General features: G+C 68.4%; 9 protein-coding genes and 1 pseudogene. 5 read left to right on the forward strand and 5 right to left on the reverse strand.

The window, feature by feature from the left end:
- Nucleotides 1-107: 107 nt before the first annotated feature.
- The 4 genes from ACZ4UU_RS38295 to ACZ4UU_RS38310 all read right to left on the reverse strand — a co-directional run bounded on the left by ACZ4UU_RS38295 (nt 108) and on the right by ACZ4UU_RS38310 (nt 5707).
- A complete protein-coding gene (locus ACZ4UU_RS38295; protein ID WP_471908037.1) occupies nt 108-2408 on the reverse strand; it encodes a glycosyl hydrolase family 65 domain-containing protein in 2301 nt (766 codons plus the stop codon).
- A 106-nt stretch (nt 2409-2514) separates the two neighbouring features.
- Entirely contained in the window at nt 2515-3402 is an 888-nt protein-coding gene (locus ACZ4UU_RS38300; protein WP_471908038.1) for a carbohydrate ABC transporter permease, read from the reverse strand.
- The gene (locus tag ACZ4UU_RS38305) at nt 3399-4370 is read right to left on the reverse strand and encodes a carbohydrate ABC transporter permease (RefSeq protein ID WP_471908039.1); all 972 of its coding nucleotides are present in this window, start codon (nt 4368-4370) and stop codon (nt 3399-3401) included. Before ACZ4UU_RS38305 ends, ACZ4UU_RS38300 begins: the two co-directional genes overlap by 4 nt.
- Complete coding sequence (locus ACZ4UU_RS38310; RefSeq protein WP_471908040.1) at nt 4370-5707, reverse strand: ABC transporter substrate-binding protein; 1338 nt, start codon at nt 5705-5707, stop codon at nt 4370-4372. Before ACZ4UU_RS38310 ends, ACZ4UU_RS38305 begins: the two co-directional genes overlap by 1 nt.
- Nucleotides 5708-6236: 529 nt before the next feature.
- Here ACZ4UU_RS38310 and ACZ4UU_RS38315 point away from each other — a divergent pair.
- The 4 genes and pseudogenes from ACZ4UU_RS38315 to ACZ4UU_RS38330 form a co-directional block, all read left to right on the forward strand.
- Nucleotides 6237-6353 (forward strand): annotated as a pseudogene (locus ACZ4UU_RS38315) (LacI family DNA-binding transcriptional regulator); the annotation flags it as partial.
- Nucleotides 6354-6419: 66 nt separating this feature from the next.
- On the forward strand, nt 6420-7235 hold the full coding sequence (locus ACZ4UU_RS38320) for a substrate-binding domain-containing protein (protein WP_471908068.1): 816 nt from the start codon (nt 6420-6422) through the stop codon (nt 7233-7235).
- 1033 nt (nt 7236-8268) lie between these two features.
- Nucleotides 8269-8637 (forward strand): hypothetical protein, encoded by a 369-nt coding sequence (locus ACZ4UU_RS38325; protein WP_471908041.1) that lies wholly within the window; start codon nt 8269-8271, stop codon nt 8635-8637.
- 11 nt (nt 8638-8648) lie between these two features.
- Nucleotides 8649-9386 carry a nucleotidyl transferase AbiEii/AbiGii toxin family protein gene (locus tag ACZ4UU_RS38330; protein ID WP_471908042.1) on the forward strand — a complete coding sequence of 246 codons (738 nt, stop codon included), beginning with the start codon at nt 8649-8651 and terminating at the stop codon, nt 9384-9386.
- Between the two features lie 94 nt (nt 9387-9480).
- Here the strand turns inward: ACZ4UU_RS38330 and ACZ4UU_RS38335 are convergent, their stop codons facing one another.
- Entirely contained in the window at nt 9481-11706 is a 2226-nt protein-coding gene (locus ACZ4UU_RS38335) for a hypothetical protein (protein ID WP_471908043.1), read from the reverse strand.
- Between the two features lie 208 nt (nt 11707-11914).
- Here ACZ4UU_RS38335 and ACZ4UU_RS38340 point away from each other — a divergent pair, with 208 nt between their 5' ends.
- Complete coding sequence (locus ACZ4UU_RS38340) at nt 11915-12394, forward strand: hypothetical protein (protein ID WP_471908044.1); 480 nt, start codon at nt 11915-11917, stop codon at nt 12392-12394.
- The last annotated feature ends 218 nt before the right edge of the window (nt 12395-12612 follow it).

Consider the following 12612-nt stretch of genomic DNA (forward strand, 5'->3'; position numbering starts at 1 on the left):
CCGGCTTGCGGCGAGCAGCAACCGCGAAATGGATAGTCAGGCAGTGGCCGGATTGCCTGTCGCGGCACCGGTTGACGCGGAGAAGGACCGCGAGCTTGCCGTCACGCTCACCTCGACGCGCCGGCGAGGTCACTGGTGGGCAGCAGATCAGGCCGGCGGGTCGGCAGGATCAGCGGTGCGTCCTGACGCAGTGGGTGTGTCGCGCCCGCGACCTCGACCTGCGTCGGGAGACCTCCGGTCAGCGTGATCGTGGTGTGCTCCGGGCCGATCGCGACGTCGAACTCGCGTCCCTGCCACAGCATCCGGCGCAGGGTGATGCCGTCCAACTGGGTTGGCAAGGTCGGGTCGAGCCTGAGTCGGTCCTCACGCCAGCGCATCCCGCTGAAGCCGTAGAGGATCACCTGCAGGAAACCGCCCTGTCCGGTGGTGAACGTGAACGCGCCTCCGCGACGCTGCTCGGCGAACTGGTTGAACGGTCCGCGTATGAACGGGTCCACGCTGCGCCGCATGAAGTCGTAGGCCGCGGACCCGGGCGTACCCAGTGCGGCGTGGGCGATGGAGTGGATGGAGTCGGTCATGGACGGTCCGTCGGGGTCGGTGCGCGGCACGTAGTAGTCGAGATCGTTCCGCGCGACCTCGGCGGGCATGGGGTGCTCCCAGGGGTACTGCAACATCACCACGTCGGCCTGCTTGATGGTCTCGCCGTCATAGCCGTCGAACTGCGGATGGATGCCCAGATCCTCGTCGAACGGGACCCGCAGGCCGTCGGCGACCCGGTCCCACTCCGGGTCCGAGGCCACGCCCACCACCTTCGCCGCCCGGGTGGCGACCCGCAGGGTCTCAGCGGCTGCGACGTTGGTGTACACGCTGTTGTCGACCGGGAAGTGGTATTCGTCCGGACCCATCACCTGCATGATGTCGTAGCCGCCATCGTCACGGGGAACGGCGGAGCTCACCCAGAACTCGGCGGCACCCTTCAGCACCGGCCATGCCTTCTCGGCGAGCCAGCCGCGGTCGCCGGTGGCGAGGTAGTACTGCCAGTGGGCGAGTGCGACGTCAGCGGTGATGTGGTGCTCGAGGTCCCCCATTTCCCAGCCGGGTGGGGTCTGTTCGTCTCCGTGCAGCGCACTCTCCCAGGGGAACCTCGCACCCGCGAACCCGGTCCGGGTCGCGTACTCCTGGGCAGCGGCCAGACGCTCCTGCCGATAGGTGTTCATACCCACCGCGATGTCCGGATGCTGGGCCAGCAGCGCTGGATACATCCAGGTCTCGGTGTCCCAGAAGACGTGCCCGTTGTAGCCGTCGCCGGACAGACCGCACGGGGACAGGCTCCAGTTCACCCCGGCGCGGGTGCTCTCCAGCAGGTAGAACATGCTCGCGCGCACCTGTAGCTGCAGCACCGGATCCCCCAGGACCTCGATGTCGGCCCGCCACAGGTCGGCCCACGCCGCATCGTGCTCGGCCAGCAGGTCCCCGTACCCGGTGTCCGCCGCGGCCGCCGCAGCAGCGCGAGCAGCCGGCAACGGATCTTCGGAGTCCTGGGAACTGGCCACGCCGACGTACTTGGTGACCGTGTACGTGCTGCCGGCCTTCACTTCGAAGGTCGCCTGCACACCGACCGACTGGATCTCGTCGGTCTCGAACTCGGCGACGTGTGCCGCCACCCCGGTGGGCAGTTCCAGCCGCGACGCGAGCGCCGCGGTGATACCCGTGCCGAGCGTCGTCACCGTCTCGTACGACTCGGCCGCCGCACGGCCGTAGCCCTTGCTCGACCGTTCGGTCAGCCTTGCGCTGGTCCCGTCGAAGACCCCGGACACGCACGCGCTGCCACTCCAGTGCGGGGTGAAGGTGAGCTGGACCGCGGCCACCCGATGCCGGGCCCGGTGGACCAGTACCTGGTACGTGAGATCGGTGCGGCGGCCCGCCGGTGAGGTCCACGTCGCTCGTGTGGTCAGCAACCCGGCCCGCAGGTCCAGTGCCTGGAGGTAGTTGCTCACCGCTCCCTGCTCCGGGTCGTCCTCGTCACCTGCATGTGCCGCCTGTGGCAGCCGGCCGTAGGTACCCGACTCGTCGGAGAACGCGAGCGTGGACCAGGTCGGGATGTTCGCGTACTTCTCGATTGGGCCGTCCTGGGCGAAGAAACCGGCCAGGTGCGCTTGGGTTTCGATCGGCGTCGTCGCGTATCCCGTCCCCGCTGCGGGGATCCGGCCGCCGAAATAGCCGTTGCCGAGGAAGGTCGGCGCGTAGTCGTCGCCGGTTTCGGTCGTGCTGAGCGTCCACTCGGTGTCGGGCCGGGACTCTTCTGTGGGGGTGTGGTCGTCGTGACCGGGAGGAGCGTGCCGGGACCGCGCTGGTGCCGGATCGTGGGTGGGGTTGTCCTGGTCGAACAGGTCTCCGTGGGGGGTCATGCGTGCCCTTCTCGGATGGGTGTTGTCGTGGGGTACATGGGCGGCGAGCGCCGGAAGACATGGGTGTGGCCCGGAGTTGGCCACCGGCCTTGTGAATGTGCGTGGCTCAGGACTTGGAGCCGGACAGGGCGATGCCTTCGACGATCTGGCGTTGCGCGAACGCGAACACGATCAGCATCGGCGCCGCCAGCAATGTCGTGGCGGCCATCAGCGCGGGCCAGTCAGAGACGTACTGGCCCTTGAACTGGTTGACCAGCAGCGGCAGCGTGAAGTTCTCGGAGCTGTTGAGGAAGATCAGCGGGAAGAAGAAGTTGTTCCACTGCCCGAGGAAGGTGAAGATCCCCAACGCCGTGAGAGGCGTGCGCAGCAGCGGCAGGATGATCGTCACGAACCTGCGGACCCGGCCGGCGCCGTCGAGTTGGGCGGCTTCCTCCAACTCCACGGGGATGCCCTTGATGTACTGGCGCAGCAGGAAGACGCCGAAGGCGTTGAACAGTGCGGGCGGCACGATGATCGCGGTATGGGTGTCCACCCAGCCGAGCCAGCCCATGATGATGTACAGCGGGATGATCGTGAGCTGGCCGGGGACCATCATGGTCGCGAGGAAGACCATGAACAGCGGGCGGCGACCCCAGAAGTCGATCCGCGCGAACGCGTAGGCGGCCATCGCCGAGGTGAGCAGGGAGACCGCGGTGACCGTCAGGGCGATGTAGGTGCTGTTCCAGAACCCGCGGACGAAGTCGGCGCCGCCCAGAGCGGTGCGGTAGCCCTGATCGTTCCAGTCCTGGGGCAAGAGCTTGGGCGGCTGCACGAAGATCTCGCTCAAGGGTTTGAACGAGGAGAACAGCATCCAGGCGAACGGCAGCGCCATGGCGATGGCGCAGACGAGGAGGACCGCGTGCAGCAGCAGTTTGCGACGGGCGGGCAGGCCGGAGCCGGAAGCGCCCTTGGCGGTCGTGCCCGCGCGGCTGATGGGGTTGGAGAAAGTACTCATTCTGTGTAGTGGACCCATCTCTTCTGGGCTGCGAGCTGGCAGCCGGTGACTAGGAGCAGGGCCAGGAACAGGAGGAAGGCGAGAGCCGACGCCTTGCCGAAGTCGAACTCACCGAAGGCGATCCGGACCACCTCGTAGACAATGGTGCGGGCGGAGTCCGGAGCCCTGTCGTCGAAGAAGATGTAGATGTAGTCGAACACCTGGAAGGAGCCGATGATCGAGGTGATGGAGAGGAACAGGATGGTCGGGGACAGCAGCGGGATGGTGACGTGCCGCAGCTTCTGCCACTCCGAACAGCCGTCCAGCAAGGCGGCCTCCAGGTACGAGCGGTCGATGCTCTGCAGACCCGACATGAACATGATCAGCTGGTAGCCCAGGCCCTGCCAGATCCCGACGATCGCGAAGGCCGGGATGACGAACCGGGCATCCTGCAGCCAGTTCGGCGCGGGCAGCCCGAACTCGCGCAGCGCGTTGTTGACCGGGCTGATGTCGGGGTTGAAGAGCCACAGCCAGATCGCCGCGACTGCAACCGAAGAGGTGATCACCGGGGCGAAGAACGCCAGCCGGTACACCGGGGTCAGCTTGCCGGCACGCTGCATCAGCAGGGCGAAGAACAATCCCGTGAGCATCAGTCCCGGCACCTGCAACACCGTGAACCAGAGGGTGTTGACCGCCGCGCGCTGGATGCGCGGGGAGGACAGGACCTCCGTGAAGTTGGACAGGCCGGCGAAGGACCGGGTGCCGAAGCCGTCCCAGTGGTAGAACGCCAGCACCAGGGCGAACAGCAGCGGGCCGACCATGAACACCACCAGCCCCAGCAACTGGGGCGCCAGGAACAGGTATCCCGCGGCCGTGTCCCGGCCTCGCCGACGCCGGCTCCGCCGGTCCGGACTCGCGTTCGGGGCGACGTCCTGGTCCCCGGACCTCAGTCGCGCCCCGGCCCGGGATCCGGCGCTGCTGACGGCCATCAGGCGCCCCCGTTGATCAGCTTGACCACCTTGCCGCTGAACGAACGCGGCGTCTCGTTGCCCGCCTTGAGCATCTTGTCCGCCAGCACCGGGAGCTCTCGGGCGACCTTCGCGTTGCTGGCGATCGCGCTGGGGACGGCGTAGCCCTTGGCCGCGATGTCGTTGAACAGGCTGCCGTGCGCGGGCACGTTGCCCTCGGTGACGATGTCGTCCAGGCCCTTGATCGACGGCACCGCGTTGCCGCCGCCGGCCAGGCGGAACCTCTGCCCCTCGGCGTTCAGGAAGTTGCCGAGGAACTCCAGTGCCTTGGCCTGGTTCTTGGTCTTGGCGTTGACCGACAGCGCCGCCGTGTTGACCGGTACCGGCATGACGTCCTTACCGGACAGGGAGGGCAAGGGGGCGATATCGAAGCCGAACTTGACCTTCTTCATGTTCGGCAGGATGACGCGCTGGTAGGTGAGGCAGGCCAGCTGGCCGGCGTAGAACAGCACGTCAGCGCCCTGTCCCTGCGGGAGGGCGCCGTTGTAGATAATGTTTCCCGACTTCAACTGCTCGAACAGCCACGCCAGCGCATCCTGGGACTTGGGGTCGGTGTCGAACACCGCCTTACCGGACTCGTCGAAGAGCGTCCCGCCGAAGGTGGACATCCAGCCGAACCAGTCGAGCCAGTTGCTGCCATTGAGCACCAGACCCCTCTTCTTGGTGGCGCGGATCTTGTCGAGCATGTCGGTCAGCGCGTCCTGGGTCCAGGTGCCCGCCTCGAACTGGGCAACCGGGTCGGTGCTGACGCCCGCCTCGGCCAGGAGGTCCTTGTTGAACCAGAACACCATCGGATTGCAGTCCACCGGCAGCCCGTACAGCCCGGGGCTGCCGTCCGCAGGCCTGCACCACCGGTACAGCCCCTCGTGGAAGTCATCGAGCTTGACCGCGGCGTTGCCACTGTCCAGGTAGTCGTTGAGGTCTAGCACCTGCTTGGTCTCGATCAGCTTGGCCATGTAGACGTCACCGACGTAGAAGGCGTCCGGAGCAGCGCCGGCCGACAGTTGCGGCAGCAGCTTGGTGAGGTAGTCACCCACGACCTGTTGGTAGGTGACCTTTACGCCCAGTTCCTCGGTCATCTTCTCGGAGAACCGACGGAACACCTCCGACTGGGGCGGCCCGTCCCAACCCGCCCACTTCAGTGCGGGTCCACTCCCCGTGGAGCCGCCGCCGCATGCCGCGAGCGCCGGCGCGGCGGCCAGACCGAGACCGGCGAACATGCCCGCCTTGAGGAGGTTGCGGCGGTCCATGGCCGAGGTGGCAGCCGCCTCCTTGATCACATTCGTGCGTCTGAACACAGTCGTCCCTTCCGCTGACGGTACGTCGCCGTAGAGCAACCCTTGATCGTTTCGCCGCGTCACGGCGCCTGGTCGAGCTTGTGGGCGCAGGTTCGCGGGCCCTCGGATGTCATCGATATAACTGCTGTGTTACCGATAAAACGGGGACCGTAGGGGCGTTTGCCGCAGCAAGTCAAGAGGTCTGCACGCACGAGACGGCGAGCGTCGCAGCGCCCCCCGCACTGGGACGCCAACGGAGGGGCCTGGCTCGCCCCCGGACCGTTTCGCTGGTATTCCACCAGGTCACGGACGTTCTCTGTGGCGCGAGGCATACGCATGACACACCCGGGGGACGATCGACGACAGCCCCCAACAGTCCCTGCGGCCTGATCTGCGCGACGAACGGACGGGCGGGCGAACATCCTTGACTGTCGCGCTTCATGCCCACCAGAATGTGCGGATGGGTTTTACCGATCAACCATCGGGTTCGAGGCGCGGTCGGAGACCGGTCGCTGAGGGAACGTCCGGGTCGTCAAGGCCGACCATGGCCATGGTGGCGGCGCGGGTGGGAGTTTCCAAGCAGACCGTTCACTACGCCTTGAACTCTCCGGACCGTCTCAGCCCCACAACGTTGCGTCGGGTCCTCAAAGCGGTCGACGAGTTGGGTTACCGACCCAACCAGGCTGCGCGTTCACTGCGCACGCAGTCACCGCAGGCCGTCGGCTTTCGGCTGTTGCCGACCACCCAAGGTCAGTCGGGCGGGGTATGGGCGAGCTTTCTCTACGAACTCTCGGTAGCGGCACACCGAGCCGACCACGCGGTCTACTGCCACCCCGCCGCCACCGACGAGGAAGAGATCCAGGTCATCCAGGAGATCTTCAGCACGAACACCGTCGACTGCTTCGTGATCACTGCCACCCAGGACCACGACCCTCGTATCACCTTCCTGCGTGAACGCGGCATTCCCTTTGTCTCCTTCGGTCGCCCCTGGGGTCATCCCATGTCGGACACGTGGTGGGTCGACGTCGACGGCGCCGCCGGTACGGAGCAGGCCGTGGACCATCTCGCCGGACGCGGTCACCGGCGCATTGCCTACCTGGGCTGGGACGGGCCCAGCGGGTACGGGGACGACCGGGAGTCGGGCTGGCGTCGCGCCATGCGCTCACACGGCTTCTCGACCCGTGGTCTTGCGGTCGGCGGACCCGACGAGATCAGCACGGGCCGGGAACTCGCCGGCCGACTGCTCGACAGGAAGACACCACCGACAGGCTTCGTGTGCGTCAGCGACACGATCGCGATCGGTGCGCTCCGAGCGTGCCGCGAGCGGGGACTGGCCGCCGGCCGTGACGTCGGCGTCGTGGGATTCGACGACAGCGTCGGCGCACACTTCGTCGACCCGGGATTGACCAGCCTCGCCCAGCCCCTGGAACTGGTCGCACGACACACCATGCGCCTCCTCCTCGACCGGCTCAGGGACCCGGGCGCCAAGGCCGAACAGGTCCTGCTCCGGCCCACCCTCGTGGTCCGGGAAAGCACCGTGCCCCATTGAGTCCCCGGCCAGGCTTCGCGGCCGTAGAGCGCTCCCGTCTCGAAATGCCTGGACCTGATCACCACGGTGCCGGTGGTCGACGGCGAACCGGCCGCCCTGGCCCGCCTCCAGGCCGCCGACGAGGCCCTGCGCGAGCAACGCGAGGACCGGCACCCGACGGGCGGGCGCCGACCGTGACACTGCGGCAAGTTCCTCACGGCACACGACCCGCCGGGCATGAGGAGTAACTCTGGCGCCACGGCACTGGGCAGCCTCCCCATCGCATGGGGCATCACGCGTATTCCTGGAGGAGGTCCTCGTGGAGAGCACGTGCAAGGAGAACCGGGCCGTGGGAGGTGGAGCAGCGTGACGCCTCGCCAGATATACAACGCGAGGACGACGACCCCACAGGCTTGGCCGAGAACGTCCTCGGCCAAGTGCGCTTGGGCCCCGGCACCCACTTGGGCCAGATCGTGACCGACCAGGGCGGCAGGAATTCCCCAGCCATGCGGCCGGCCAGAGCCCCGAGACGGGCGTCATCCGAGCCTCAAGAGGCTTCCAACCAAGTCGTGGGCGTGTCGCCGAGGCGGACGCTTCCCCCACGGAGTCGCTGGTCAGGCAGCCCTCACAGGACGTCCCGCCCGCTCGACCCGCTGAACGGAGAGAAACAGGTCGAGCGACCACAACGCCCCGCAAACCGCAGGTCAGGCATCCTTCGTGATCGGCTCCAAAATCGCCACGCATTCCACATGCGACGTCATCGGGAAGGTGTCGGCCTGGACGGGAGCAGGGAAAACAGCAGGTCAACCATGGTTTTTCCGCCTCGCCGACGGGCTCACAGGGGCCACGAGCGTCACGGCGGGCGGACCGATCGCCACTCCGGCCCTCCCCCGCCTCACTCCGGAGCCATGATGGAGGTGCACTGCCAGTCGTACCGCGCGTTGGCGCAGAGGGCCACGGAAGCCTGTGCCCGCTGCACCAGATTCCCGAGCAAGCTGGACCGGAACGTCCGAGCGTTCCCGCCAGCGGACCTCCATCAGGGATAATCGACCCCATGTCGCTCTCCGAAGCCGCCGCACTCGCCCCGGGCGTCACCAACCCGTACCGGATCAAGTTCGTCCGGCGGCTGCCCGGCTCCCTGGACGAACTGCGCGGGCCGGTGCACGGTGTGGTCGAGCTGCCGCTGACGGTGGCCTGGTCCGGGCTGCGATCCTTCGACCTGGACCGGCCGCGGCTGCGGATGAGCCTGTACCGCACGGTGCTGTCCGAGGGCATGCGCGAGGACCTGTGCCGCTTCCTCGACGCCGACCTGCTCATCGAACTATGGCCGACTCTGCGCACCCTGATCGGCACCGCCGTCCGCGACGCCTGGGAGGGCGCCTTCCCCGAGCTGCGTGAAGCCGGCCGGACCACCGCCGCGTGAAGAAACCACCGATGCCGGAATTGCACGCCCGGCTCCTCGAAGACGTCCTCGCCCTCGGTTCGCCCTACCCACTAGTGCTGACCGGTGGCTACGCCGTCCAGGCTCACCAGCTCGTCGACCGCCCCAGCCAGGACCTGGACGTCGCCACCCAGAACCCCGCCCCCATGGCCGACATCGCCCACGACCTGGTCGGCGGTCTGGTCCGGCTCGGATGGCGGGCCCAGACCATCGAGGTCTCCCCGCTCTCCGCCCGTTTCCTGGTCACCGATCCCGACAGCGGTCAGGAGTGCGAGGTCGACATCCTCAAGGAGGTCTTCTGGCACCCCACCGTCCCGACCTCCTACGGTCCCGTCCTGTCCGAGCAGGACGTCATCGGCACCAAGGTCCGCGCCATCGCCGAACGCGGCGCCGCCCGCGACCTCATCGACGTCTACGCCGCCTCCCAACGCTGGACCACCGCCGACCTGGAAGAATTCGGCCGCCGCCACGCCCGCCCCGACACCCTCTTCGGCGCCGCCGAACTCCAGGCGCGCCTGGTCGGCGCCGACTGGATCGACGACACCGAGTTCGCCGCGTACGGACTCGACGAACAGACCATCGCCGACCTGCGCACCTGGGCCCGCGACTGGTCCGATGCCATGGGACGCCGGGCCGCGGCCGAGAACCCGTACGAGAAGGAGTACGGCGAAGCAGGATCCGTACAGGAAGATCCGTACGACAGCTTCGACCCGGACGCGTACGAGAACTGAGTTCCCCACCCGTGCATAGCGTCGCCGAACGCGCCTGTCCAGCACATCCCATCGGCCAGGCCGCTCGAGAGAGCAGCGGCGGCACCAGTTCGTATCAGCGGCGCTTCCTCCGTTTCCCCTTCTTCCTGGCGCTGCCGCTCTTCCGCTTGCGTGCGGCATCCGCGCACAGTCGGCCCAGGTGGGAGGAGCGGGCGCGCAGGGCTGCCACGTCGATGGCCGCCAGGCGTTCGAGGCCGGAGATATCCGGGTGGCCTGAGGTCTGGGCGACGCGGAGCATCGTGGTGAGGGTTTCGGCGTCGGCTCTGGTGTGGCCGACGGCATCCAACAGCCCAGTCTCGCCGTCGAGTTCGCGCATGAGCAGCAGGCTCTCGGTGGCGGCCAGGGCGTACTCGCGGTCGTCTATGTCTTCCATGCCGTCCGGGCCGTGCTCGGTCGCCTTGTCCGCGAGCAGCGTCGCCTCGGCCGCCTGTTCCTGGCCGACGAACAGGGCGCTGGGAGCGAGTTCGGGGTCGGTACGCAGGTGGCGGAGCAGGTCCGGGCCGTATCCGTCGGGCAGTTCGGCCACCAGCATACGCAGCAGGCCGTTGCGGCGGGCGTGCAGGCGCACCCGCTTCAGCGCGTCCGCGAGGGCCGGGCGGGCGGTGTCCCAGCCGCCGGCCGCCTCGATCCAGCCGGCCAGTTCGGTACGGGTGTGCTGGTCGTCGTACTCGTCGAAGAGGGTGGCGAGGAGGGTGGTGGCGTCGGCCGTGCGCAGGTCTCCGAGGGCCGGGGCGGAGCGGCCCAGCGAGGTGAGCAGCTCGCGGACCGCGTATGTGCCGAGCGGAGTGAGCCGGAGGAGCTCGACGTCGTCGCCCTCGCACGAGCGCAGGAGTTCGCGGAGGTGTGCGGCGCCGTCGGGGTCGTCGGCGCCGAGCAGCGCGGCAGGCCCGGTGCTCCCGTCCTCTGCGGCCAGGGATCGCAGGCCATCGAGGACCGAGGGGGCGACCGGCCCGCGTTCGAAGGCGATCACCCCGGTGCGTACGAGCAGGTCGAGGACCACGCGAAGTTCCGCCGGGGAGTATGTGTCCTCTCCCTCGCCCGGCCACCGGTCGTCGTCCAGGTGCCCCGCCCGTACCGTATGCCACAGCATCGGCCAGGGCGTGCCAGCCGGCATGCCGTACAGCGCGGCCAACAGGTCGGTGAGCAGCAGGTCGAAGCGCGGATAGAGCCGGGAGGGGACGTCCCACACCGGACCGATGAGCAGCGGATCGCGCAGGGCGGGAAGGGCGGTGAGCGCGCGGGCGGCGAGTGCGAGCGGGTCCTCGCGTACGGTACGGGCGCCAGCGACCGCGACCAGACGGCCGCGGTACGCCCGCACCAGGCGGGCTTCGCGCGCCCAGTCCACCAGGAGCCGCAGGTAGGGGAGTTGGTCGGCGCGTCGGATGCCGTCGAACCCGTCACCGGCGAGGTGTTTCAGCGGGCCCGCGGCCTCGCCCAAGCCGCGGTCGGTACCCAGATGGCGGGCGAACTCAAGGGCGTCGGCGGTCTTGAGCCGGCCGGTCTTGGTGAGCGGCCGGCCCTCTTTGCCGAGCCACCCGGCCACCTCGGCCAGCTGCCCGAGGATGTCTACGCCGGCGGCCGCCTCGAGCAGGACCTGCTCGTCGCCGAGATCAACGACCGGCAGCGGCAGCGTCCGCTCCTCCGGCAGGCTGCGGCCACCGGGCCCCGCACCCAGGAGCCCACCGAGGAACTGATTGCCCATCACCTCGGCCAGCGCCGCCTCGTACTCGACCCGCCCCGCCCGGACATCGGCGATGAACCGGTCCATGGCCCGCTCGTCACGCACGTCGACACCGCTGCGGGCCGCGGTCAGCATCCAGAACTTGGCGGGCCCCATGAAGCGGGGATCATCCATGGCCTCCGCATGGGCCTGGCGCAGCGACTCCGCCACTTCCCGCAGCCGGCCGGGGCCGTCCGAGCGGCCGTCGAGCAGGCCCGAAGCGGCAAGGAACTCCACCCACGTGGCGACAGCACCGGGCGCGTCGTGCTCCTCGATCTCCTCCGGCAGGACGGTCACGTTCCGCGGCAGCCACTCCAGGAGCAGCGCCCGCACATGCTCCTCGCGCCACAGCGCGAGCCGCCCGTCCGCCGTGCCCCGATGCCGGTACTCCAGCGCCTGCTCGACCGTGAACTCGTCCAGGCCGCCGGCCTCGGGCCCGCGCCGTCGCTCGTCGTACTCGGAGGTGAGACGGACCAGAATCTCGCAGGTGGCCTCAAAGCCCTCACCGTCGTCACCCCCGACACCCGCACCGGCGGCGTCCGCGCCGGGATCGAACAGCAACCTCACCCCTGGACCCATCGCTTTCTCGTCATGACCGGCTGTCCGGGCCCCGCTGCCCCCGTACTGCACCGCCACGGACAGGTGAGCGACCAGGCACCGACGATAGGACACCTGCGCCGTACGTACGCCGGTGCTTGACGCGGGAGTGAGGGATGTGCATGCCCCGGAGGCCGCCGCTCCTGGAGCCAAGACTCACTATCGTTGCCCCATGGATCCGTACGGCCAAGGGGGCCAGCACACCGAAGCACGCGAAGCGCACGTGCCTTCCCGTTGGGACCCCACCACCGACCAACTGCCGACGAGTCTGTGCGACTTGGCCGGCCCCACCCATGGCACCGCGGACCTCCCCTTGCATCTCGCCTGGTCCGGACTGCGCTCCTTCGATCTGGACGACGACAAGCTGCTCCTCGGCATGTACCGCATCGTCCTGACCACGGGCCTGCGCGACGATTACGTCCAGTTCTTGGACGGCAGCCTCCTGGCCGCTCGCTGGCCCCAGCTCCGGAAAATGGTCGGCCGCGGTGTCCGTACGACTTGGGAAGACGCGTTTCCTGAGTTGCGTCCGGACGCCGGCAAGGCTGACGCGCGAACCCCCGGGGGGTACCGGATCTCCCCGAGCACCACCGCCATCTCCGCAACGACACGCTCGATCTGGGTCGCTGTTAAGGGCTCGCTCCCGGTCAGCTAGGCGATCTGGAGAAGCCGATGATCCGGACCTTGGCTGAGCACGCCACCGAATCTGATGCCCCTTACACCGGCTGCCGTTGGCGGTGGCCTGGATCGGCGTGAGGCACTCGTACGAGCGACCCAGGACCTTCGGGCCGCGGCCCACTCGCTCTACCGTGGCCACCTGCCGCACCGTCCAGTGGAGCCAACACCATGAAGTACGCCGTGTCCGCGCCTCAG

The organism is Streptomyces sp. NPDC028907 (genome assembly GCF_055564995.1).